Source organism: Klebsiella sp. C283, from assembly GCF_048822555.1.
Taxonomy (GTDB): domain Bacteria; phylum Pseudomonadota; class Gammaproteobacteria; order Enterobacterales; family Enterobacteriaceae; genus Klebsiella; species Klebsiella quasipneumoniae.
On sequence record NZ_JBMEZS010000007.1, the window covers coordinates 210,935 to 235,405 of the forward strand.

Here is a 24,471-nt window from a genome sequence, read left to right on the forward strand (position 1 = left end):
CAAAAATCCTCAATAAGTTAGAAAGGGAATTCGTTGTGCTTCGCGGCTGCCCAGCGCACCCATGTCTTCGAGGGTGTCCAGCACGTTGCGGCCTTCGCGGATGCCGTCGATAATGCGTCGCGCCATCACGCTGTCGCCGATATTCATGATTTTGACGTTATTGGCATTGGCCCAGCGCTCGATCTCGTCGAGACCCGTCCGGTTGGCGCGCATCCCCAGGCAGACAAAGCCGTAGTCGAAGGGGATATCGAAGGTATGCTGTGTATTTTTCACCTGGAAATGGTCGGCAGCCACCGCCATCAGTTGCGTATTCATGTGCTGTTCGACCTGGTGCTCGTCGAGCATGTTCAACATGGCATTCCTGGTAATGATGTCGAGATCGCGACCGGCGGCGTCCTGCATTTCGATTAATACCGCTAGCGCGCCGCGAGCGGTAAAGTATTCGATGACGTCAAGGCCAACGGCGCCCGCGCCGACAACGGCGATGCGTTTGCCCTCGACATGGGTAAATTTCGCCAGATTGTCGATCATGCCGGTAATGGAAAAGACCTTGCCTTCCGCGGCGTCAATATTCTCCCGCAGTCCTGCAATAGGCGGCAGCAGGGGGGTCGAGCCGGTGGCATTGACGATCAGATGCGGACGCAGGGCGGAAACCGAGGCTACGTCTGCCCGTTTGCCGACCTGCAGCATCAGGTTGTCCAGCGTGGCGATGCGGTTTTTCATAAACTGCGGGAAATCCGCGATGCGTTTTTTCTCCGGCAGACGGGCGATATCGCTGGCGAGACCGCCGACGTGATTTTTCGCCTCCAGCAGCCAGGTGTGGCAGCCGACTTCCGCCGCGGTGCAGGCGGCCTCCATCCCGGCAGTGCCAGCGCCGATGACGACCACGTTCGTTTCGCGATTAACGCGCCGCGTTTTGTAGGTATCGCCGTGAATGATGTCCGGGTTAATTGAACAGCGCAGCGGGCGCGAGCGGGCGATGCGATGGTCGGCGCAGCCGATATTGCAGGAGATGCATTTGCGCATCAGGCGTTCTTTACCGCTTTGCACCTTCTGCACCCACTCCGGCTCGGCAATCAGACCGCGACCAATGGCAATGAGATCGGCATCGCCGCTGGCGAGGATATCCTCGGCCACCTGCGGGGTACGGATATTGCCGGCGATGACCGTGGGCTTATGGAATTTATCGCGCACCGCGCGGGAGAGATAACGTTTCCAGCCATCCTCCAGCGACATCTGGTCGATTTGCAGATTCAGGTTGTCGTTCTGCGCCGCCGAGACGTTGATGATATCGACCTTCTCCTGGCAGAGCTCAAGGATGCGCAGAGAATCTTCGAGGGTATTGCCGCCCTTGAGGAAGTCGTCGGCGCTAATGCGCAGGCTGACCGGAAAACGCGGCCCGACGCAGGCGCGAACTTTATCGACAATCAGACTTAATATCCGGGCGCGGTTTTCGACGCTGCCGCCAAATTCATCGGTGCGCTTGTTAAATAGCGGCGATAAAAACTGGCTAATTAAATAGGAGTGGCCAGCATGAATTTCGACGCAGTCAAAACCCGCGCGACGAACGCGCTCTGCGGCGTCACCGAATTTTTCCACCGCGTGATAAATTTCCTCATGGGTCATTGGCCGCGGAATATTACCGTGCTTTTTCGAGGGCGTCGTCGAGGAGGAGAGCGGTGTCTGACCTTCGAGGCGGTAGGCATAAGCCGAAGCGCCTGCGTGATTTAACTGAATGGATACGCAGGCGCCATGTTTATGCAGGGTCTCGGTTAATTTAAACAGCCGCGGGATATATTGATCGTTATCGATCCGCAGCTGGGTGGTGCCGTTGGAGGCGAAAGGGAAATCAATACAGATGTTTTCGATGGTGATAAGCCCGGTGCCGCCTTTGGCCCGCAGTTCGTAGTATTCCAGCTGTTCCTGCGAGACCTCGCCATTGAGCGTGGCCATATTGGTGCCCATCGGGGGCATAATAATGCGGTTTTTTAGCGTCATGCCGTTGATGGTCAACGGACTGAAAAGGTGCGGATAGTGGCTCATCTCTTCTCTCCACAGGAGGCCGGGAAACCGCTATGCGGGGGCCCGGGCGTGTCCTTAGTTAATATTTCTCTGTGGGAAAAGATAGCGAGGCGAAAAATCGAAAAATAATGCTTTTTTTTGCTGTGAGCTATAGGGGTTCTCTATGAGATTAACGCTTTTTTCACATTGTTATATTTTTATATTAAACACTCGTACCTTATTTTTACTTGCAGTGAAGGGATAATACATAAACCACGCAGGTCAGGGGGAGGAAAGCGGAATCATTCGTCTTTATCGCGTGGGGCAGGCCAACGTCATGGGCTGACGATCGGCGAAGCAATATTGTTTTTTGTGCGTAAGATCTCAATTTTCTGCCGCAATAAACTAAAAAGCCCGGTCAAATGACCGGGCGCGAAGATTAATTCATAAACGCCGGCAGCTTGTGCTCATAGTCGGAAATAGCCGCTTCATGTTGCAGCGTCAGGCCGATGCTATCCAGGCCATTGAGCATGCAGTGGCGACGGAAATCGTCGATCTTAAAGCTGTAGGTTTTATCCCCCGCTTTAACCACCTGCGCTTCCAGGTCCACTTCAAACGTAATGCCCGGTTTGGCCTGCACCAGTTTGAACAGCTCGTCGACCTGCTCATCGCTCAACGTCACCGGCAGCAGCTGGTTGTTGAAGCTGTTGCCATAGAAAATATCGGCAAAGCTTGGGGCGATAACGACTTTAAAACCGTAATCGGTCAGCGCCCACGGCGCATGCTCGCGCGAGGAGCCACAGCCGAAGTTTTCCCGCGCCAGCAGGATAGATGCGCCTTTGTACTCAGGAAAGTTCAGCACGAACTCCGGGTTCGGCTGTTGACCTTTATCGTCGAGGAAGCGCCAGTCGTTGAACAGGTGCGCGCCAAAGCCGGTGCGGGTCACTTTCTGCAGAAACTGCTTGGGAATGATCGCATCGGTATCGACGTTTGCAGCATCCAGCGGAACCACCAGGCCGGTATGTTGGGTAAATTTCTCTGCCATGATGGTCTCCTTACTTCAGATTACGGATATCGGCGAAATGGCCGGTCACAGCTGCCGCCGCGGCCATTGCCGGGCTCACCAGGTGCGTGCGTCCGCCGCGGCCCTGGCGGCCTTCAAAATTACGGTTGCTGGTGGAGGCGCAGCGCTCGCCCGGGTTCAGGCGGTCGTTGTTCATCGCCAGACACATAGAGCAGCCCGGTAAGCGCCACTCAAAGCCGGCTTCGATGAAGATCTTATCCAGGCCTTCCGCTTCCGCTTGCGCTTTCACCGGACCGGAACCCGGCACCACCAGCGCCTGGACGCCCGGCGCCACTTTACGCCCTTTGGCGATTTCCGCCGCCGCGCGCAAATCTTCGATACGCGAGTTGGTACAGGAGCCGATGAATACTTTATCGATAGCCACTTCCGTCAGCGGAATGCCGGATTTCAGCCCCATATAGGCCAGCGCTTTCTCGGCGCTGGCGCGTTCCACCGGGTCGCTGAACGACGCAGGATCGGGGATATTATCGCTGACCGAAATCACCTGGCCCGGGTTGGTGCCCCAGGTCACCTGCGGGGCAATCTCAGCCGCCTGCAGCGTCACTACGGTGTCAAATGTGGCGCCGTCGTCGGTTTTCAGGGTTTTCCAGTACGCCACCGCATCGTCAAAATCTTTGCCTTTCGGCGCGTGCAGACGGCCGCGTACGTAATTGAAGGTGGTTTCATCCGGCGCGACCAGGCCCGCTTTCGCGCCCATCTCGATCGCCATGTTGCACAGGGTCATACGGCCTTCCATGCTCAGATCGCGGATCGCTTCGCCGCAGAACTCCACCACGTGGCCGGTGCCGCCGGCGCTGCCGGTTTTACCAATGATCGCCAACACGATATCTTTGGCGGTGATGCCCGGCGCCGCTTTGCCTTGCACTTCGATTTTCATGGTTTTCGCACGACCCTGTTTCAGGGTCTGGGTCGCCAGCACATGCTCTACTTCGGAGGTGCCGATGCCGAAGGCCAGCGCGCCGAAGGCGCCGTGGGTGGCGGTATGGGAGTCGCCGCACACAATGGTCATCCCCGGCAGGGTAACCCCTTGTTCCGGGCCCATCACGTGAACGATGCCCTGGTACGGGTGGTTCAGATCGTACAGCTCAACGCCGAACTCTTTACAGTTCTTAATCAGCTCCTGCATCTGAATGCGGGCCATCTCGCCGGACGCGTTAATATCTTTGGTCTGCGTCGAGACGTTGTGATCCATGGTGGCGAAGGTTTTACCCGGCTGGCGCACCTGGCGGCCGTGGGCGCGCAGGCCGTCAAAGGCCTGCGGGGAGGTGACTTCATGCACCAGATGGCGGTCGATATACAACAGCGGAGTTTCGTTTTGCGCCTCATACACCACGTGCGCATCAAACAATTTTTCGTATAACGTCTTCGCCATGATTACACCCCTTCTGCGACATAGCGGGCAATGATATCGCCCATTTCATCAGTGCTGACCGCCGCCGTGCCGCGCGCTAAATCGCCGGTACGAACGCCTTCCTCCAGAGCGCGGTTAATCGCGCTTTCAATCGCGCTCGCCGCCTCGTCAGCGTCGAGGCTATAGCGCAGCAGCAGCGCCAGGGAGAGGATCTGCGCGATCGGGTTAGCGATATTTTTGCCGGCGATATCCGGCGCCGAGCCGCCCGCTGGCTCGTACAGGCCGAAACCTTGTTCGTTGAGGCTGGCGGAGGGCAGCATACCCATCGAGCCGGTGATCATTGCGCACTCGTCGGAGAGGATGTCGCCGAACAGGTTGGAGCACAGCAGCACGTCGAACTGGGACGGATCTTTAATCAGCTGCATGGTGGCGTTATCGATATACATATGCGCCAGCTCAACGTCCGGATACTCCTTGCCGATCTCGGTGACGATTTCGCGCCACAGAATGGACGACTGCAGGACGTTGGCTTTATCGATGGAGGTCACTTTGTGACGACGTTTACGGGCGGATTCAAACGCGATGCGCGCGATACGTTCGATTTCAAAGCGGTGATACACCTCGGTATCAAAAGCTTTCTCATGCTGACCGCTGCCTTCGCGACCTTTCGGCTGACCGAAGTAGATGCCGCCGGTCAGTTCGCGAACGCAGAGAATGTCGAAGCCGTTGGCGGCGATGTCGGCGCGCAGCGGGCAGAACTCTTCCAGCCCCTGATACAGTTTGGCCGGGCGCAGGTTGCTGAACAGTTTAAAGTGTTTACGCAGCGGCAGCAGGGCGCCGCGCTCTGGCTGTTCTGCGGGCGGCAGGTGTTCCCACTTCGGGCCGCCGACAGAGCCGAACAGGATCGCGTCCGCCTGCTCGCATCCGGCGACGGTCGCCTGCGGCAGGGGAGTTCCCTGACGGTCGATGGCCGCGCCGCCGACGTCGTACTGGCTGGTGGTAATGTGCATGGCAAAACGTTGGCGCACGGCTTCCAGTACTTTCATCGCCTGGTTCATCACTTCCGGGCCAATGCCATCACCCGGCAAAACGGCAATATGGTAATTCTTCGACATTACACGGTTTCCTTATTGTTCTCTTTATTCTGAGCTTTGCGTTGCAATTCTTTTTCGACTTCGGCGGCGCGCCAGATGTTGTTCAGCACGTGAACCATCGCTTTGGCTGACGACTCTACGATATCCGTTGCCAGACCAACCCCGTGGAAACGGCGACCGTTGTAGTCAACGACGATATCCACCTGGCCCAGGGCGTCTTTGCCGTGGCCTTTCGCGCTTAAGCCATATTTCACTAATTCAATGTTGTAATCGGTGACGCGGTTAATCGCCTGGTAGATAGCATCAACCGGACCGTTGCCGTTGGCGGCTTCGGTTTTGATCTCATCCCCGCAGACCAGCTTGATCGAGGCGGTGGCGATATCGCTGGAGCCGGACTGAACGTTGAAGTAATCCAGGCGGAAATGCTCCGGCTCTTCCTGCTGCTTGTTGATAAAGGCCAGCGCTTCCAGATCGTAATCGAAGACCTGGCCTTTTTTGTCCGCCAGCTTCAGGAACGCGTCGTACAGGTGATCCAGGTTGTAATCGCTCTCCTGGTAGCCCATCTCTTCCATCCGGTGTTTCACCGCCGCGCGGCCGGAGCGGGAAGTCAGGTTCAGCTGCACCTGGTTCAGGCCGATGGATTCCGGGGTCATGATTTCGTAGTTTTCGCGGTTCTTCAGCACGCCGTCCTGGTGGATACCGGAGGAGTGGGCGAAGGCGCCGGTGCCGACGATGGCTTTGTTCGCCGGGATCGGCATGTTGCAGATCTGGCTGACGGTCTGGCTGGTGCGCCAGATTTCATGGTGGTTGATATTGGTGTGCACGTTCATGATGTCTTTGCGCACTTTAATCGCCATGATGACCTCTTCCAGCGCGCAGTTGCCGGCGCGCTCGCCGATACCGTTCATCGCGCCTTCTACCTGGCGGGCTCCGGCGTGGACCGCGGCGAGGGCGTTGCCGACGGCAATACCCAGGTCATCATGGGTATGGACGGAGATAATGGCTTTGTCGATATTCGGTACGCGCTCATACAGGCCGCTGATAATGTTGGCGTACTCGAACGGCATGGTGTAGCCGACGGTATCCGGAATATTAATGGTGGTGGCGCCAGCGTTAATCGCGGCTTCCACGACGCGAGCCAGGTCAGCAATCGGCGTACGGCCGGCGTCTTCACAGGAGAACTCGACATCGTTAGTGTAGTTGCGCGCCCGCTTCACCATATAAACCGCGCGTTCAATGACCTCATCCAGGGTGCTGCGCAGTTTGGTGGCGATATGCATCGGCGAGGTGGCGATGAAGGTGTGGATACGGAACGCTTCGGCCACCTTTAAGGATTCCGCCGCCACGTCGATATCTTTCTCGACGCAGCGCGCCAGGGCGCATACGCGGCTGTTTTTGATGGTGCGCGCGATGGTCTGCACGGATTCAAAATCGCCCGGAGAAGAAACCGGGAAACCGACTTCCATCACGTCAACACCCATGCGCTCGAGGGCCAGAGCGATCTGCAGCTTCTCTTTGACACTCAGGCTTGCCTGTAACGCTTGTTCGCCATCACGTAAGGTCGTATCGAAAATAATGACTTGCTGGCTCATGGTTTGGATCCTTAGTCTGTGTCCTGGCGCCTTGTTGACGAGCATAAAAAAACCCGCGCCAAGGCGCGGGTTTTATAGTCTTGCTGGAAGATGACTTAACGCTGAACGTCGCCCAACAGCCTACCGCGCAAATGGCATGCGTTTAGTAGTAGTAGGCTGGTGATGCGAGTGGTGCGAATCATTGCGTCAAACTCCAGATGAAATCGTTATGCTTTTAGAGTTACTGGATAGCCGTTTCAAAGTCAACCCCTGGCATGGAAAAAGCGTTTTTGGTCCGCGGCGTGAATTAGCTAATTGTGCTGATGTTAGCCCTTTTTTGCCGAAGATCCTATTTTGGACCTGCGGGGGCATACAGGGATATGTTTCATTTGAAAATGCACTTTGCATTAAAGGCCTCGCTCACGATGCGCCGCGAGCGAAGCGGTAAAAAATCGCTATCTGAATGAAATAATTATATTTATTTTTCGTGTGAATATGTCTACCCCTTAGCGGATCTTTTTTCAATGATAAATAGTTGTTAATTTTATGGGGTGGAAAATAAAATACTTTATTATTGCTTAAGTTACAGTTAACCATTGGTGTTCTTTTTATTTTCCTGGATTATGGTTAGACTCATCTTCATTAAGTAACTCATATTGTTTGAGCAGTTTATTTATTCCGGTGGTACCGGTTTGACACTGCCACTCATAGCCTTGATATATTCCTAAAATACACCTTTGCTATTTTTCAAATGTCATTGGCATGATAAATGATATTTTCGGCGCTAATTATAGCGGTTTAGTAAAGGGAATTCATCGTGACGGCGGAACTAGATATGTTAATTGAAAGTCCAGAATATAAATCAGCCCCCGGACAGGAAGTCGTAAAACCTCAACTACGGATGGTTGATCTCAATCTGCTTACCGTTTTTGATGCGGTTATGCAGGAACAGAATATTACCCGTGCCGCCCATACGCTCGGCATGTCTCAACCGGCGGTGAGCAACGCAGTTTCACGTCTGAAAGTGATGTTTAATGATGAGCTGTTTGTGCGCTATGGCCGCGGTATTCAGCCGACGGCGCGGGCCTATCAGCTGTTTGGCTCAGTGCGTCAGGCGCTGCAGCTGGTACAAAACGAATTGCCAGGCTCCGGTTTTGAACCCTTGAGCAGTGAGCGTGTTTTCAATCTGTGCGTCTGTAGCCCGCTGGATAACATCCTGACGTCGGTGATTTTTAATAAAGTCGCCGAAATCGCGCCCAATATTCATTTAGTCTTTAAATCAGCGCTTAATCAAAATACGGAACATCAGTTACGTTATCAGGAAACGGAATTTGTGATCGGTTATGAAGAATTTCGTCGTCCTGAGTTTGCCTGTGTACCGCTATTCAAAGATGAAATGGTTCTGGTGGCTAGCCGCAACCATCCGCGTATCTCCGGACCGGTGATGGAGGCTGATATTTATCGCGAGGAGCATGCCGCGGTGGCTCTCGATCGGTATGCCTCATTCAGTCTGCCGTGGTATGACACCGCCGATAAACAAGCGCGCATCGCATATCAAGGTAATGCGATGGTCAGCGTATTAAACGTGGTGTCGCAAACGCAGATGGTGGCCATTGCGCCGCGCTGGCTGGCAAATGAGTTTGCCGATAAGTTAGCGCTGCAAATATTACCTCTGCCGCTGAAGGTGAATAGCCGGACCTGCTATCTCTCCTGGCACGAAGCGGCGGGTCGCGATAAAGGTCATCAGTGGATGGAAGAGCTGCTGGTGGATATTTGTCAGCGCTGAGCCGATGGCAATAAGCATGAAAGGGGCTTCGGCTCCTTTTTTTATATGATTTAATTACAATAATGCAGAATTTTATGCTGTTTACCCTTTCGGTTGCTCTCCGCCCGTTAACAAAAAATGGATCAATTCCTGCTATCGCGCCTTTTCTCCGAGTATTTACTATTCTCTTTTCTTATATCTGAAGCATTCCACCATATTTTCCTCTCTCCGCTTGTTTTTCTTCTTATTCTACTTAGAAAGCATCTCCGGTGGCGAATTGCCTGCCTGCTGGCGAGCAGTTATGGTAGTGGCATGCAGTCCATTCACCTCAGTGCGGAGGGGTACTCCTTCGCATCGTGCGAGCGCGCGGAAATTGAGTTCCGCTGTCGTAAAACAATAAGCCTGGAGGCAAACCATGGAGATGTTGTCAGGAGCCGAGATGGTCGTCCAATCGCTTGTCGATCAGGGCGTCAAGCAAGTATTCGGCTATCCCGGAGGCGCAGTCCTCGATATCTATGATGCGTTACATACCCTTGGCGGTATCGATCATGTGCTGGTTCGCCACGAGCAGGCGGCGGTGCATATGGCGGATGGCCTGGCGCGAGCGACCGGGGAGGTCGGTGTGGTGCTGGTGACCTCAGGGCCTGGGGCGACGAACGCCATCACCGGTATCGCGACGGCCTATATGGACTCTATCCCGCTGGTGATCCTCTCCGGGCAAGTGGCGACATCGCTTATCGGCTACGATGCCTTCCAGGAGTGCGACATGGTGGGGATTTCCCGCCCGGTGGTGAAGCACAGTTTCCTGGTGAAGCAGACCGAAGATATTCCCGGCGTGCTGAAGAAAGCCTTCTGGCTGGCGGCCAGCGGTCGCCCCGGGCCGGTGGTGGTCGATCTGCCGAAGGATATACTCAATCCGGCGAAGAAACTGCCGTACGTCTGGCCAGACGCGGTCAGCATGCGCTCGTATAACCCGACGACCAGCGGTCATAAAGGCCAGATCAAACGCGCCCTGCAGACCCTGGTGGCGGCGAGCAAGCCGGTCGTCTACGTCGGCGGCGGGGCGATCAATGCGCATTGCGAACCTCAGCTGCGCGAGCTGGTGGAAAAGCTGAAGCTGCCGGTGGCCTCCTCCCTGATGGGGCTGGGCGCTTTCCCGGCGACACACTCGCAGGCGCTGGGGATGCTGGGCATGCACGGCACCTATGAAGCCAACATGACCATGCACCATTCAGACGTGATTTTTGCCGTCGGCGTTCGCTTTGACGATCGGACCACCAATAACCTGGCCAAATACTGTCCGAACGCGACTGTGCTGCATATCGATATCGATCCGACCTCAATCTCGAAAACCGTGCCGGCAGATGTGCCGATCGTTGGCGATGCCCGGCTGGTGCTGGAGCAGATGCTGGAGCTGCTGGAGCAGGAAGAGGCGCAGCAGCCGCTGGACGACATTCGCGACTGGTGGCAGCAGATTGAGCAGTGGCGCGCCCGCCATTGCCTGCGCTACGACGACCAGAGCGACAAGATCAAACCGCAGGCGGTGATAGAAACGATCTGGCGCCTGACTCAGGGCGATGCCTATGTCACTTCCGATGTGGGTCAGCACCAGATGTTCGCCGCCCTCTATTACCCCTTCGACAAGCCGCGGCGCTGGATTAACTCCGGTGGCCTCGGCACCATGGGCTTTGGCCTACCGGCTGCGCTGGGGGTCAAAATGGCTCTGCCGGACGAAATGGTCGTCTGCGTGACCGGTGACGGCAGTATTCAGATGAACATTCAGGAACTCTCTACTGCGCTGCAGTATGAGCTGCCGGTCCTGGTGCTTAACCTCAACAACCGCTATCTGGGGATGGTGAAGCAGTGGCAGGATATGCTCTATTCCGGGCGCCACTCGCAGTCCTATATGGAGTCGCTGCCGGACTTCGTTCGTCTGGCGGAAGCCTATGGCCACGTTGGGATCCGCATCAGCGAGCCGCAGGAGCTGGAGACGAAGCTTGCAGAAGCCCTGGAGCAGGTGCGACAGCGCCGGCTGGTGTTTGTCGATGTCACCGTCGACGGCAGTGAGCATGTGTACCCCATGCAGATCCGCGGCGGCGGCATGGATGAAATGTGGTTGAGCAAAACGGAGAGGACCTGATTATGCGCCGGATATTATCGGTATTACTGGAAAACGAATCGGGCGCATTGTCCCGCGTTATCGGCCTCTTTTCCCAGCGCGGCTATAATATAGAAAGCCTGACTGTCGCCCCGACGGACGATCCGACCCTCTCCAGGATGACCATCCAGACCGTGGGCGATGAAAAAGCGATCGAGCAGATTGAAAAGCAGCTGCACAAGCTGGTGGATGTCCTGCGGGTCAGCGAGCTGGGGCAGGGGGCTCATGTCGAACGCGAAATCATGCTGGTGAAGGTCCAGGCCAGCGGTTACGGCCGTGAAGAAGTGAAGCGCAACACCGAAATCTTTCGTGGACAGATTATCGACGTGACGCCTTCTATCTATACCGTTCAACTCGCCGGCACCAGCGATAAGCTCGACGCTTTCCTGGCCTCTCTGCGCGATGTCGCTCGGATCGTGGAAGTGGCTCGCTCCGGCGTGGTCGGCCTGTCTCGCGGTGATAAAATCATGCGCTGAGGATCGGGAACTGATGCAAAAATAGCCCGGCAGCGACTGTCGGGCTTTTTTTTTTGCGAAATCAGTAGGAACTGTAAGCGAAAGCGGTTGCTGCGCTAACTATTCTGCGCTTAGATGTTATAAAAAGGGTTCCATACCTGAATAATGGTTATGTTTGGCACTTCTTACCCAAGGGGCAATTGTGAAACTGGATGAAATCGCCCGGCTGGCCGGTGTTTCAAGAACCACCGCGAGCTATGTGATTAATGGCAAAGCGAAGCAGTACCGCGTAAGCGACAAAACGGTCGAAAAAGTGATGGCTGTCGTGCGAGAGCACAACTATCACCCGAATGCGGTCGCTGCTGGCCTGCGTGCAGGACGCACACGCTCTATCGGTCTGGTGATCCCGGATCTGGAGAACACCAGCTATACCCGCATTGCAAATTATCTGGAGCGGCAGGCGCGCCAGCGCGGTTATCAGTTGCTGATTGCCTGCTCGGAGGATCAGCCCGATAACGAAATGCGCTGTATCGAGCATCTTCTACAGCGCCAGGTGGACGCCATCATTGTTTCCACCTCGCTGCCGCCGGAGCACCCTTTTTATCAGCGCTGGGCTAACGATCCGTTTCCGATTGTCGCCCTCGACCGCGCCCTTGACCGCGAGCACTTCACCAGCGTCGTCGGCGCTGACCAGGACGATGCCGAGATGCTCGCCGCCGAGTTGCGGACCTTTCCCGGCGAAACGGTGCTTTATCTGGGCGCGCTGCCGGAACTGTCGGTGAGCTTCCTGCGCGAGCAAGGCTTCCGTAAAGCCTGGCAGGACGATCCGCGTGAGGTGCATTATCTCTATGCCAACAGCTACGAGCGAGAAGCGGCGGCCCAGCTGTTTGAGAAATGGCTTGAAACCCATCCGATGCCGCAGGCGCTGTTCACCACCTCTTTCCCGTTGCTGCAGGGCGTCATGGATGTGACGCTGCGCCGTGAGGGTAAACTGCCTTCCGAGCTGGCGATCGCCACCTTCGGCGATAATGAGCTGCTCGATTTCCTGCAGTGTCCGGTACTGGCCGTGGCCCAGCGCCATCGCGATGTCGCTGAGCGGGTGCTCGAGATCGTCCTCGCCAGCCTCGATGAACCGCGCAAGCCGAAGCCGGGCCTCAGCCGTATTCGACGTAATCTTTATCGCCGCGGCAGCCTGAATCGCCGTTAAGGGCGCAATATCGTCAGCACCCAGGATTATTCCTGGCAGGCCTGCCAGAGAGCAGGCCGCTGGCGATAAATCAGGCAACTGACGTCCAGAATGCAAAACTGAATATATTTCAGACAAATCCCTAAACTTCTTTACGCGTTATTTTGTTTTATTCGCTGGCAATCGTTTTGCGACTCAAAACGGGACACAAAAAATGATTGTGCCGGCTTTAATTGTATTATTTTGTTACATTCACCAGGTTAATTGCTGAATTAACACCCATTTTGTTAGCCCCAACCTTTCTCTCCTGCCTTATCCCGCGCCTGGTCAGCCCTTCAGCCAGCAACAGGTACTGTTAACGGCCGGCATAATGGCCTAAAATGCCGCTCGCGTCGCAAACTGACACTTTATATTTTCCCGCCGAAGATATTTTGATGTTTATAACTGTTACGAGTTTGTTGGTTATTTTCTTACACGTATTCATAACGTTAATTTGCCTCGCCTGTTGATGATTTTTTCATCAGGGCTAATGTCGGCTGTAAATAATGGGTTTTTGAGCTCCGTTGGCATTCGTGCTGGCTTGACAAGCTTTTCCTCCGCTCCGTAAACTCCTTGTGGTGGGGATTTGTGGGATAAAGTGGCGAAAAGGGGTGAGGCTGGCATGTTCCGTGGAGCAACGTTAGTCAATCTCGACAGCAAAGGCCGCCTGGCCGTGCCAACGCGCTATCGCGATGGGCTGATCGAGGACGCTGCCGGTCAATTGGTATGCACCATTGACATTCATCACCCGTGCCTGCTGCTTTATCCATTGCCTGAATGGGAAGTCATCGAGCAGAAATTGTCGCGTTTATCGAGCATGAATCCCGTTGAGCGGCGCGTACAGCGTTTGCTTCTGGGTCATGCCAGCGAATGTCAGATGGATAATGCCGGTCGCTTGCTGATAGCGCCGGTGTTACGGCAGCATGCCGGGCTGACAAAAGAAGTGATGCTGGTCGGGCAGTTTAATAAATTTGAACTGTGGGACGAAACGACCTGGTATCAACGGGTCAAGGAAGATATCGACGCTGAGCAGTCCGCGACCGGTGAACTGTCGGAGCGCCTGCAGGATTTGTCTTTATAAAAATGATGGAAAATTTTAAACACACTACGGTACTTCTGGATGAAGCCGTCAACGGCCTCAATATTCGTCCAGACGGTATCTATATTGATGGTACCTTTGGTCGCGGCGGTCACTCGCGCCTGATCCTCTCCCAACTGGGAGCGGAAGGACGCTTGCTGGCAATCGATCGCGATCCTCAGGCGATTGCCGTCGCGCAAACCATCGATGATCCCCGCTTTTCCATCGTACATGGTCCATTTTCACAGCTTGCTGAGTACGTCGGCGAGCGCAATCTTACCGGTAAGATCGACGGCATTCTGCTCGATCTTGGCGTCTCTTCCCCGCAGCTTGACGATGCGGAACGCGGCTTTTCCTTTATGCGCGACGGGCCGCTGGATATGCGCATGGATCCGACCCGCGGTCAGTCCGCGGCCGAATGGCTGCAGACCGCTGAAGAAGCGGATATCGCTTGGGTGATTAAAACCTTCGGCGAAGAGCGTTTCGGTAAACGGATCGCCCGCGCGATCGTCGAACGTAATCGCATTGCACCGATGACCCGCACCAAAGAGCTGGCGGAGGTCATCGCCGCGGCGATGCCGGTAAAAGATAAGCACAAACATCCCGCGACCCGTACCTTCCAGGCGGTGCGCATTTGGGTAAACAGTGAACTGGAGGAGATAGAGCAGGCGCTAAAAAGCTCGCTCAGCGTGCTGGCCCCGGGCGGGCGGCTGTCGATCATTAGTTTTCATTCGCTGGAAGATCGCATTGTAAAGCGCTTTATGCGTGAGCAAAGCCGCGGTCCGCAGGTTCCGGCGGGAATACCGATGACCGAATCGCAGCTCAAAAAACTGGGCGGCCGTGAGTTACGAGCACTAGGCAAGTTGATGCCGGGCGAAGAAGAGGTGGCAGAGAATCCACGTGCCCGTAGTTCAGTGCTGCGTATCGCAGAGAGGACGAACGCATGATCGGCAGAGTGACAGAGGCCTTAAGCAAAGTTAAAGGGTCGATTGGAAGCAACGAGCGCCATGCTTTGCCTGGCGTGATCGGGGACGACCTTCTGCGGTTTGGGAAACTGCCACTCTGCCTGTTCATTTGCATCATTATTACGGCGATTACCGTGGTCACCACCGCGCACCACACGCGCCTGTTGACCGCGCAGCGTGAACAACTGGTTCTGGAACGCGACGCCCTGGACATTGAGTGGCGCAACCTGATCCTCGAAGAGAACGCGCTCGGCGATCACAGTCGGGTTGAACGGATCGCGACCGAGAAGTTGCAGATGCAACACGTCGATCCATCACAAGAAAATATCGTTGTACAGAAATAAGGATTATTGCGACGGATGAAAGCAGCGCCAAAAACGCCAAAAGCAAAACGTCAGGAAGAACAGGCCAACTTTATCAGTTGGCGTTTTGCGTTGCTGTGCGGCTGCATTCTGCTGGCGCTGACTTTCCTGCTGGGCCGCGTTGCCTGGCTACAGGTGGTCAGCCCGGATATGCTGGTGCGTCAGGGCGATATGCGTTCCCTGCGCGTACAGGAAGTGTCCACCGCGCGCGGGATGATTACCGACCGCTCCGGACGTCCGCTGGCGGTCAGCGTGCCGGTGAAAGCTATCTGGGCCGATCCGAAAGAACTCCATGATGCCGGAGGGGTAACCCTGGATACGCGCTGGAAGGCGCTGGCGGATGCCCTCAATATGCCGCTGGATCAGCTGGCGACGCGCATCAATACCAATCCGCGGATGCGTTTCATCTATCTGGCGCGTCAGGTTAACCCTGACATGGCCGACTACATCAAAAAACTGAAGCTGCCGGGCATTCATCTGCGTGAAGAATCCCGTCGTTACTACCCTTCCGGGGAAGTGACCGCTCACCTCATCGGTTTTACCAACGTCGACAGCCAGGGGATTGAAGGGGTCGAAAAAAGCTTTGATAAATGGCTCACCGGCCAGCCGGGCGAGCGTATCGTGCGTAAAGACCGCTATGGCCGGGTAATTGAAGACATCTCTTCCACCGACAGCCAGGCGGCGCACAACCTGGCGCTGAGCATCGACGAGCGTCTGCAGGCGCTGGTATATCGTGAGCTGAACAACGCCGTGGCCTTTAACAAAGCCGAGTCCGGTAGCGCGGTGTTAGTGGACGTGAACACCGGCGAAGTGCTGGCGATGGCCAACAGCCCGTCCTACAACCCAAATAATTTCGCCGGCACGGCGAAAGACACCATGCGTAACCGCGCCATCACCGATGTCTTCGAACCGGGTTCGACGGTGAAGCCGATGGTGGTGATGACGGCGCTGCAGCGCGGTATCGTCAACGAAAATACCGTACTCAATACCGTGCCTTATCGAATTAACGGCCACGAAATTAAAGACGTGGCGCGCTACAGCGAATTGACCCTGACCGGGGTGCTACAGAAGTCGAGTAACGTCGGTGTTTCTAAGCTGGCGTTAGCGATGCCGTCCTCAGCGTTAGTAGATACTTACTCACGTTTTGGGCTTGGAAAGGCGACCAATTTGGGGTTGGTCGGAGAACGCAGTGGCTTATATCCTCAAAAACAACGGTGGTCTGACATAGAGAGGGCCACCTTTTCTTTCGGCTACGGGCTAATGGTAACCCCGTTACAGTTAGCGCGAGTCTACGCAACGATTGGCAGCTACGGCATCTATCGCCCGCTGTCGATTACCAAAGTTGATCCACCGGTTCCGGGCGAGCGTGTCTTCCCGGAATCACTCGTTCGTACCGTCGTTCATATGATGGAAAGCGTGGCGCTGCCCGGCGGCGGCGGCGTGAAAGCGGCGATCAAAGGTTATCGCATCGCGATTAAAACCGGTACGGCGAAAAAAGTGGGGCCGGATGGCCGCTATATCAACAAATATATTGCTTACACCGCAGGCGTTGCGCCCGCCAGCCATCCGCGCTTTGCGCTGGTGGTGGTGATCAACGACCCGCAGGCAGGTAAATACTACGGTGGCGCCGTTTCCGCGCCGGTGTTCGGTGCCATCATGGGCGGCGTATTGCGCACCATGAACATCGAACCGGATGCGCTGGCAACGGGCGAAAAAAGTGAATTTGTAATTAATCAAGGCGAGGGAACAGGTGGCAGATCGTAATTTGCGCGACCTTCTCGCTCCATGGGTGCCAAACGCACCGGAGCGCATTCTGCGAGAGATGACGCTGGACAGCCGGGTGGCGGCTTCCGGCGATCTCTTTATCGCGGTACAGGGTCATCAGGCGGACGGGCGTCGTTATATCCCGCAGGCGATAGCGCAAGGTGTGGCTGCCATTATTGCTGAAGCGCAGGGCGAAGCGAAAGACGGTGAGATCCGTGAAATGCACGGCGTGCCGGTTATCTACCTGAGCCAGCTTAACGAACGTTTATCGGCGCTGGCCGGGCGTTTTTATCATCAGCCGTCGCAGCAGCTGCGTCTGGTGGGCGTGACTGGTACCAACGGCAAAACCACCACCACCCAGCTTCTGGCGCAATGGGCGAAACTGCTCGGCGAAACCAGCGCGGTGATGGGGACCGTCGGCAACGGGCTGCTGGATAAAGTGGTGCCGAGCGAAAACACCACCGGCTCTGCGGTCGATGTTCAGCACGTGCTTTCCGGCCTGGTCGAGCAGGGGGCAACCTTCGGCGCGATGGAAGTCTCTTCCCACGGGCTGGTGCAGCACCGCGTGGCGGCCGTGCAGTTTGCCGCCTCGGTATTTACCAACCTGAGCCGCGACCACCTCGACTACCATGGCGATATGGCGCACTACGAAGCGGCGAAATGGCTGCTGTACTCCACCCACCATTGCGGCCAGGCCATCGTCAACGCTGACGATGAAGTCGGTCGTCGCTGGCTGGCGAAGCTACCGGACGCGGTGGCGGTGTCGATGGAAGATCATATCAATCCGAACTGCCACGGCCGCTGGCTGAAGGCCACCGCGGTCAACTATCACGACAGCGGCGCCACCATCCAGTTTGACTCCAGCTGGGGCAACGGTGAAATTGAAAGTCGCCTGATGGGCGCCTTTAACGTCAGCAACCTGCTGCTGGCGCTGGCCACGCTGCTGGCGCTGGGCTATCCGCTGGCCGATCTGCTGAAAACGGCGGCTCGTTTACAGCCGGTATGCGGCCGTATGGAAGTGTTCAGCGCGCCCGGTAAACCGGCCGTGGTGGTGGATTATGCCCATACGCCTGACGCGCTGGAAAAAGCGCTGCAGGCCGCGCGCCTGCACTGCAGCGGCAAGCTGTGGTGCGTCTTCGGCTGCGGCGGAGACCGCGACAAAGGCAAGCGTCCGCTGATGGGGGCGATTGCTGAAGAGTTCGCCGATATCGTGGTCGTCACTGACGACAACCCGCGTACCGAAGAGCCGCGGGCGATTATCAACGATATTCTGGCCGGCATGCTCGATGCAGGTCATGCAAAAGTGATGGAAGGCCGTGCGGAAGCGGTGACCAACGCCGTGATGCAGGCGCAGGAGAACGACGTGGTGCTGGTGGCGGGTAAAGGCCATGAAGATTACCAGATCGTCGGCAACCGTCGTCTGGATTATTCCGACCGCGTCACCGTCGCGCGTCTGCTGGGAGCGGTAGCATGATTCGCTTTACGTTAAGCCAGCTCGCCGCGATCGCTCATGGCGAACGGCAGGGTAGCGATATCGCTATCGACGAGGTGACCACCGACACCCGTAAAATCACGGCGGGCTGCCTGTTTGTGGCGCTGAAAGGCGAGCGTTTCGACGCCCATGATTTTGCCGAACAGGCGAAAGCGGCAGGCGCCGGCGCGCTGCTGGTGAGCCGTCCGCTGCCCTGCGATCTCCCGCAGGTGATTGTGAAAGATACCCGGCAGGCTTTCGGCGAGTTGGCCGCCTGGGTACGTCAGCAGGTGCCGACTCGCGTCGTCGCCCTGACCGGCTCGTCCGGTAAAACCTCGGTCAAAGAGATGACCGCGGCGATCCTCAGCCAGTGCGGCAACACGCTGTATACCGCCGGCAACCTGAACAACGATATCGGCGTACCGATGACCCTGCTGCGTCTGACCAAAGAACATCAGTACGCGGTGATTGAGCTTGGCGCCAACCACCAGGGCGAAATCGCCTGGACCGTCAGCCTGACGCGTCCGGAAGCGGCGCTGGTCAACAACCTTGCCGCCGCGCACCTTGAAAGTTTCGGCTCGCTGGCGGGCGTGGCGAAGGCGAAGGGCGAAATCTATACCGGTCTGCCGGAAAACGGCATCGCCATTCTCAATGCCGACAACAACGACTGGCTGAACTGGCAGGCGGTGATTGGCGATCGCAAAGTGTGGCGCTTCTCGCCGAACGCGGCCAACAGCGATTTCACCGCGACTAACGTGCAGATCACCAGCCACGGCACCGAATTTACGCTGCAGACCCCAACCGGCAACGTTGACGTACTGCTGCCGCTGCCGGGACGCCACAACATCGCTAACGCGCTGGCGGCGACCTCGCTGGCGATGGCGGTAGGCGCCGATCTGGCGGCGGTGAAAGCCGGTCTGGCGCAGCTGCAGGCCGTTCCGGGACGTCTGTTCCCGATCCGCCTGACCGAGAGTCAGCTGCTGCTGGATGACTCCTATAACGCTAACGTCGGTTCGATGACCGCGGCGGTGCAGGTGCTGTCAGAGATGCCCGGCTTCCGGACGATGGTGGTCGGCGATATGGCGGAGCTTGGCGCGGAAAGCGCGGCTTGCCATCGTGAAGTCGGCGAAGCGGCGAAAGCGGCAGGGCTGGATTGCGTTCTCAGCGTCGGCGCCTTGAGCGCGGATATCAGCCGCGCCAGCGGCGTGGGCGAACATTTTAACGATAAAGCCGCCGTGGTGGCTCGCCTGCGCGAGCTGCTGGCGGAGCATAAGATAATGACCATTTTAGTGAAGGGTTCACGTAGTGCCGCCATGGAAGAGGTAGTACGCGCATTACAGGAGACTGGGACATGTTAGTATGGCTGGCCGAACATTTGGTCAAATATTATTCCGGCTTTAACGTCTTTTCGTATTTGACGTTTCGCGCCATCGTCAGCCTGCTGACCGCGCTGTTCATCTCTCTGTGGATGGGCCCGCGCATGATCGCCCGTCTGCAAAAACTCTCCTTCGGCCAGGTGGTTCGTAACGACGGTCCGGAGTCCCACTTCAGCAAACGCGGCACGCCGACCATGGGGGGGATCATGATCCTCACCGCGATCACCGTGTCAGTGCTGCTGTGGGCTTACCCCTCCAACCCGTACGTCTGGTGCGTGCTGACGGTATTAATCGGCTACGGGATCATCGGCTTCGTTGATGACTACCGTAAAGTGGTGCGCAAAGACACCAAAGGCCTGATCGCCCGCTGGAAGTATTTCTGGATGTCGGTGATCGCGCTGGGCGTGGCGTTCGCGCTCTATCTGGCCGGGAAAGACACCCCGGCGACCGAGCTGGTGGTGCCGTTCTTTAAAGACGTTATGCCGCAGCTGGGGCTGTTCTATATCCTGCTGGCCTACTTCGTGATCGTCGGCACCGGCAATGCGGTTAACCTGACCGACGGTCTCGACGGCCTGGCGATCATGCCCACCGTCTTCGTCGCGGCGGGTTTTGCGCTGGTGGCGTGGGCGACCGGTAACATGAATTTCGCCAACTACCTGCACATCCCCTATCTGCGCCACGCCGGCGAACTGGTGATCGTCTGTACGGCGATCGTCGGCGCGGGGCTGGGCTTTCTGTGGTTTAACACCTATCCGGCGCAGGTCTTTATGGGCGACGTCGGTTCGCTGGCGCTCGGCGGCGCGCTGGGCATTATCGCCGTGCTGCTGCGTCAGGAATTCCTGCTGGTGATTATGGGCGGCGTTTTCGTGGTGGAGACCCTGTCGGTGATCCTGCAGGTCGGCTCCTTTAAGCTGCGCGGTCAGCGTATCTTCCGCATGGCGCCGATCCACCACCACTATGAACTGAAAGGCTGGCCGGAGCCGCGCGTTATCGTGCGCTTCTGGATTATTTCGCTGATGCTGGTGCTGATTGGCCTGGCGACGCTGAAGGTACGTTAATCATGGCAGATTATCAGGGTAAAAAAGTCGTCATTATTGGGCTGGGCATGACCGGCCTGTCATGCGTGGACTTTTTCATGGCGCGCGGCGTAACCCCGCGCGTGATGGACACCCGCGTCGCGCCTCCCGGGCTGGATAAATTGCCTGAATCGGTCGAATGCCATGTCGGCGGCCTCAATGATACCTGGCTGCTGGCGGCGGATCTGATTGTCGCCAGTCCCGGCATCGCGCTGGCTCATCCTTCGTTGAGCGCGGCGGCGGACGCTGGCGTAGAGATCGTTGGTGATATCGAACTGTTCTGCCGCGAAGCGCAGGCGCCGATCATCGCCATTACCGGCTCGAATGGCAAAAGCACCGTCACCACCCTGGTGGGCGAGATGGCGAAAGCGGCCGGGGTTAACGTCGGCGTGGGCGGCAATATCGGCCTGCCGGCGCTGATGCTGCTGGATACCGATCGTGAGCTGTATGTCCTGGAGCTCTCCAGCTTCCAGCTGGAAACCACCTCCAGCCTGCAGGCGGTGGCGGCAACCATCCTCAATGTGACTGAGGACCATATGGACCGCTACCCGCTGGGGCTGCAGCAGTATCGCGCGGCGAAGCTGCGGATTTACGAGAATGCGAAGACCTGCGTGGTCAACGCGGACGATGCGCTCACCATGCCGGTACGCGGCGCGGACGATCGCTGCATCAGCTTTGGCGTCGATGTCGGTGACTACCACCTTAACCGTCAGCAGGGCGAGACCTGGCTGCGCGTTAAAGGTGAGAAAGTCCTCAATGTAAAAGAGATGTCTATCACGGGTCAGCATAACTACAGCAACGCCCTGGCGGCGCTGGCGCTGGCCGATGCCGCGGGCCTGCCGCGTGCCAGCAGCCTGAAGGCGCTGACCACCTTTACCGGCCTGGCGCATCGCTTCCAGCTGGTGCTGGATCACAACGGCGTGCGCTGGATTAACGACTCGAAGGCAACCAACGTCGGCAGTACCGAGGCGGCGCTGAACGGCCTGCAGCTTGATGGCACGCTGTATCTGCTGCTGGGCGGCGACGGCAAGTCCGCTGATTTCACCCCGCTGAAGCGCTACCTTGGCGGCGATCGTATCCGCCTGTACTGCTTTGGTCGCGACGGCGCCGAGCTCGCCGAGCTGCGTCCTGAGGTGGCGGTACAAACTGAAACCATGGAACAGGCGATGCGTCAGATTGCGCCCCTGGTGAAAGCGGGCGACATGGTTCTCCTGTCGCCGGCCTGCGCCAGCCTGGATCAGTTTAAGAACTTTGAACAACGGGGCGAGATGTTTGCCCGCCTGGCGAAGGAGTTAGGTTGATGCGTTTCTCTCTCCCACGCCTGAGAATGCCGCAACTGAGCTTGCCTCGGTTGAGACTGCCGCGACTGCCGGGGATGTTTATCTTCGCCTGGCTGTTCGCCGCGCTGAAAGGCTGGGTGATGGGCTCGCGCCCAAAAGATAACGACAGTCTGGTGATGTATGACCGGATGCTGCTGTGGCTGACCTTCGGCCTGGCGGCGATCGGCTTTATTATGGTGACCTCGGCGTCAATGCCGGTGGGGCAGCGTCTGGCGAACGATCCTTTCCTCTTCGCCAAGCGTGACGGCCTGTACATTGTGCTGGCCTTTGTCCTCGCGCTGGTGACGCTGCGACTGCCGATGGATTTCTGGCAGCGCCACAGTACCGCGATGCTGATCGCCTCGATCGTCATGCTGCTGATCGTGCTGGTGGTGGGTAGCTCGGTAAACGGTGCATCGCGCTGGATCGCCCTCGGTCCGCTGCGCATTCAGCCGGCGGAGTTCACCAAGCTGTCGCTGTTCTGCTACATCGCCAACTATCTGGTGCGTAAAGCTGACGAAGTGCGCAACAACCTGCGCGGCTTCTTAAAACCGATGGGCGTGATTTTCGTGCTGGCGATCCTGCTGCTGGCGCAGCCTGACCTCGGTACGGTGGTGGTGCTGTTCGTTACCACGCTGGCGATGCTGTTCCTCGCCGGCGCCAAGCTGTGGCAGTTCATCGCCATTATCGGCATGGGCATCTCGGCGGTGGTCCTGTTGATCCTCGCCGAACCGTACCGTATTCGCCGCGTGACCTCCTTCTGGAACCCGTGGGAAGACCCGTTCGGCAGCGGCTACCAGCTGACCCAGTCGCTGATGGCCTTTGGCCGCGGCGAGATGTGGGGGCAGGGACTCGGTAACTCGGTGCAAAAACTGGAGTATTTGCCGGAAGCGCACACTGACTTTATCTTCGCCATCATCGGCGAAGAACTCGGTTATATCGGTGTGGTACTGGCGCTTTTAATGGTATTCTTCGTCGCTTTCCGCGCCATGTCGATTGGCCGAAAAGCGCTGGAGATCGATCATCGCTTCTCCGGCTTCCTCGCCTGTGCGATTGGTATCTGGTTTAGCTTCCAGGCGTTAGTTAACGTCGGGGCGGCGGCGGGGATGCTGCCGACGAAAGGTCTGACGCTGCCGCTGATCAGTTATGGTGGTTCCAGTCTGCTGATTATGTCGACGGCCATCATGTTGTTGTTGCGAATTGATTATGAAACGCGTCTGGAAAAAGCCCAGGCGTTTACACGGGGTGTTCGATGAGCGGTCAGGAAAAGCGGTTGATGGTGATGGCGGGCGGTACCGGCGGGCATGTGTTCCCGGGACTGGCGGTCGCGCACCATCTAATGGACCAGGGCTGGCAGGTTCGCTGGCTGGGTACCGCCGATCGTATGGAAGCGGATTTAGTGCCGAAAAACGGCATCGAGATTGATTTTATCCGTATCTCCGGCCTGCGTGGCAAAGGGATTAAAGCACAGCTGCTGGCGCCGGTGCGGATCTTCAACGCCTGGCGTCAGGCGCGGGCGATCATGAAGCGTTTCCAGCCGGACGTGGTGCTGGGCATGGGCGGCTATGTGTCCGGGCCTGGCGGTCTGGCGGCGTGGTCGCTGGGGATCCCGGTGGTCCTCCACGAGCAAAACGGCATTGCCGGCCTGACCAACAAGTGGCTGGCGAAGATTGCGAAGAAAGTGATGCAGGCGTTTCCCGGCGCCTTTCCGCATGCGGACGTGGTCGGCAATCCGGTGCGCACCGATGTGCTGGCGCTGCCGCTGCCGGGGCAGCGTCTGGTGGGCCGTCAGGGGCCGATTCGCGTACTGGTGGTCGGTGGCTCTCAGGGCGCGCGCGTCCTGAACCAGACCATGCCGCAGGTGGCGGCGAAGCTTGGCGATACGGTGACCATCTGGCATCAGAGTGGTAAAGGCGGCCAGCAAACCGTGCAGCAGGCCTATGCCGCCGCGGGGCAGCCGCAGCATAAAGTGACGGAATTTATTGATGATATGGCCGCGGCGTATGCCTGGGCAGATGTCGTGGTTTGCCGTTCCGGCGCGCTGACGGTTAGCGAAATCGCGGCCGCGGGCTTACCGGCGCTGTTTGTACCGTTCCAGCACAAAGATCGTCAGCAGTACTGGAATGCGCTGCCGCTGGAGAAAGCCGGCGCGGCGAAAATTCTCGAACAGCCGGCGTTCACGGTAGAGGCGGTAGCCTCTACTCTGGCGAGCTGGGATCGGGAAACCTTGCTGGATATGGCGGAACGAGCGCGTGGCGCTTCGATTCCGGACGCTACCGAGCGGGTAGCAGAAGAGGTCAGCGCCGTAGCTTTGGCGCGCTAATTGCGGTGATTTTCACCGCCCGAATACAGAAGT

General features: G+C 57.3%; 20 protein-coding genes. 14 read left to right on the forward strand and 6 right to left on the reverse strand.

Translation table 11 applies throughout. The features are described from left to right. Positions 1 to 9: 9 nt before the first annotated feature. From ACOI7Z_RS15520 to leuL, 6 genes are all read right to left on the reverse strand, one after another. Positions 10 to 2,043 (reverse strand): FAD-dependent oxidoreductase, encoded by a 2,034-nt coding sequence (locus ACOI7Z_RS15520; protein WP_087849883.1) that lies wholly within the window; start codon positions 2,041 to 2,043, stop codon positions 10 to 12. A 397-nt stretch (positions 2,044 to 2,440) separates the two neighbouring features. Next, the gene (gene leuD, locus ACOI7Z_RS15525) at positions 2,441 to 3,046 is read right to left on the reverse strand and encodes a 3-isopropylmalate dehydratase small subunit (protein ID WP_048336394.1); all 606 of its coding nucleotides are present in this window, start codon (positions 3,044 to 3,046) and stop codon (positions 2,441 to 2,443) included. 10 nt (positions 3,047 to 3,056) lie between these two features. Beyond that, entirely contained in the window at positions 3,057 to 4,457 is a 1,401-nt protein-coding gene (gene leuC, locus ACOI7Z_RS15530) for a 3-isopropylmalate dehydratase large subunit (protein ID WP_023291973.1), read from the reverse strand. Positions 4,458 to 4,459: 2 nt separating this feature from the next. Beyond that, entirely contained in the window at positions 4,460 to 5,551 is a 1,092-nt protein-coding gene (leuB, locus tag ACOI7Z_RS15535) for a 3-isopropylmalate dehydrogenase (RefSeq protein WP_023291974.1), read from the reverse strand. Next, positions 5,551 to 7,122, reverse strand: coding sequence for a 2-isopropylmalate synthase (leuA, locus tag ACOI7Z_RS15540; RefSeq protein ID WP_023291975.1), 1,572 nt, complete (start codon positions 7,120 to 7,122; stop codon positions 5,551 to 5,553). The genes leuB and leuA overlap by 1 nt, the downstream gene beginning before the upstream one ends. Positions 7,123 to 7,217: 95 nt before the next feature. Next, positions 7,218 to 7,304, reverse strand: coding sequence for a leu operon leader peptide (leuL, locus tag ACOI7Z_RS15545; protein WP_017901192.1), 87 nt, complete (start codon positions 7,302 to 7,304; stop codon positions 7,218 to 7,220). A gap of 614 nt (positions 7,305 to 7,918) precedes the next feature. Here leuL and leuO point away from each other — a divergent pair. From leuO to murG, 14 genes are all read left to right on the forward strand, one after another. Continuing rightward, on the forward strand, positions 7,919 to 8,887 hold the full coding sequence (gene leuO / locus ACOI7Z_RS15550) for a transcriptional regulator LeuO (protein WP_072140386.1): 969 nt from the start codon (positions 7,919 to 7,921) through the stop codon (positions 8,885 to 8,887). A gap of 394 nt (positions 8,888 to 9,281) precedes the next feature. After that, complete coding sequence (gene ilvI, locus ACOI7Z_RS15555) at positions 9,282 to 11,006, forward strand: acetolactate synthase 3 large subunit (RefSeq protein ID WP_002888534.1); 1,725 nt, start codon at positions 9,282 to 9,284, stop codon at positions 11,004 to 11,006. Positions 11,007 to 11,008: 2 nt separating this feature from the next. Then, positions 11,009 to 11,500 (forward strand): acetolactate synthase small subunit, encoded by a 492-nt coding sequence (ilvN, locus tag ACOI7Z_RS15560; protein WP_002888536.1) that lies wholly within the window; start codon positions 11,009 to 11,011, stop codon positions 11,498 to 11,500. Between the two features lie 181 nt (positions 11,501 to 11,681). Beyond that, the gene (gene cra / locus ACOI7Z_RS15565; RefSeq protein ID WP_004145952.1) at positions 11,682 to 12,686 is read left to right on the forward strand and encodes a catabolite repressor/activator; all 1,005 of its coding nucleotides are present in this window, start codon (positions 11,682 to 11,684) and stop codon (positions 12,684 to 12,686) included. A gap of 640 nt (positions 12,687 to 13,326) precedes the next feature. Beyond that, positions 13,327 to 13,785: a division/cell wall cluster transcriptional repressor MraZ gene (gene mraZ / locus ACOI7Z_RS15570; RefSeq protein WP_004204327.1), complete on the forward strand. Its 459-nt coding sequence runs from the start codon at positions 13,327 to 13,329 to the stop codon at positions 13,783 to 13,785. 2 nt (positions 13,786 to 13,787) lie between these two features. Next, positions 13,788 to 14,729, forward strand: coding sequence for a 16S rRNA (cytosine(1402)-N(4))-methyltransferase RsmH (gene rsmH / locus ACOI7Z_RS15575; protein WP_004204328.1), 942 nt, complete (start codon positions 13,788 to 13,790; stop codon positions 14,727 to 14,729). Continuing rightward, positions 14,726 to 15,091, forward strand: coding sequence for a cell division protein FtsL (ftsL, locus tag ACOI7Z_RS15580; RefSeq protein WP_002888550.1), 366 nt, complete (start codon positions 14,726 to 14,728; stop codon positions 15,089 to 15,091). Before rsmH ends, ftsL begins: the two co-directional genes overlap by 4 nt. Positions 15,092 to 15,106: 15 nt before the next feature. Next, positions 15,107 to 16,873 (forward strand): peptidoglycan glycosyltransferase FtsI, encoded by a 1,767-nt coding sequence (locus ACOI7Z_RS15585; protein WP_023291977.1) that lies wholly within the window; start codon positions 15,107 to 15,109, stop codon positions 16,871 to 16,873. After that, positions 16,860 to 18,347 (forward strand): UDP-N-acetylmuramoyl-L-alanyl-D-glutamate--2,6-diaminopimelate ligase, encoded by a 1,488-nt coding sequence (murE, locus tag ACOI7Z_RS15590; protein WP_023291978.1) that lies wholly within the window; start codon positions 16,860 to 16,862, stop codon positions 18,345 to 18,347. Before ACOI7Z_RS15585 ends, murE begins: the two co-directional genes overlap by 14 nt. Further along, complete coding sequence (gene murF, locus ACOI7Z_RS15595; protein ID WP_420702354.1) at positions 18,344 to 19,702, forward strand: UDP-N-acetylmuramoyl-tripeptide--D-alanyl-D-alanine ligase; 1,359 nt, start codon at positions 18,344 to 18,346, stop codon at positions 19,700 to 19,702. The genes murE and murF overlap by 4 nt, the downstream gene beginning before the upstream one ends. Further along, positions 19,696 to 20,778 (forward strand): phospho-N-acetylmuramoyl-pentapeptide-transferase, encoded by a 1,083-nt coding sequence (gene mraY / locus ACOI7Z_RS15600; protein WP_004204335.1) that lies wholly within the window; start codon positions 19,696 to 19,698, stop codon positions 20,776 to 20,778. The genes murF and mraY overlap by 7 nt, the downstream gene beginning before the upstream one ends. A gap of 2 nt (positions 20,779 to 20,780) precedes the next feature. Further along, on the forward strand, positions 20,781 to 22,097 hold the full coding sequence (gene murD, locus ACOI7Z_RS15605; protein ID WP_023291980.1) for a UDP-N-acetylmuramoyl-L-alanine--D-glutamate ligase: 1,317 nt from the start codon (positions 20,781 to 20,783) through the stop codon (positions 22,095 to 22,097). Further along, complete coding sequence (gene ftsW / locus ACOI7Z_RS15610) at positions 22,097 to 23,371, forward strand: cell division protein FtsW (RefSeq protein ID WP_004204337.1); 1,275 nt, start codon at positions 22,097 to 22,099, stop codon at positions 23,369 to 23,371. The genes murD and ftsW overlap by 1 nt, the downstream gene beginning before the upstream one ends. Next, positions 23,368 to 24,438 (forward strand): undecaprenyldiphospho-muramoylpentapeptide beta-N-acetylglucosaminyltransferase, encoded by a 1,071-nt coding sequence (murG, locus tag ACOI7Z_RS15615; RefSeq protein ID WP_032429099.1) that lies wholly within the window; start codon positions 23,368 to 23,370, stop codon positions 24,436 to 24,438. The genes ftsW and murG overlap by 4 nt, the downstream gene beginning before the upstream one ends. The last annotated feature ends 33 nt before the right edge of the window (positions 24,439 to 24,471 follow it).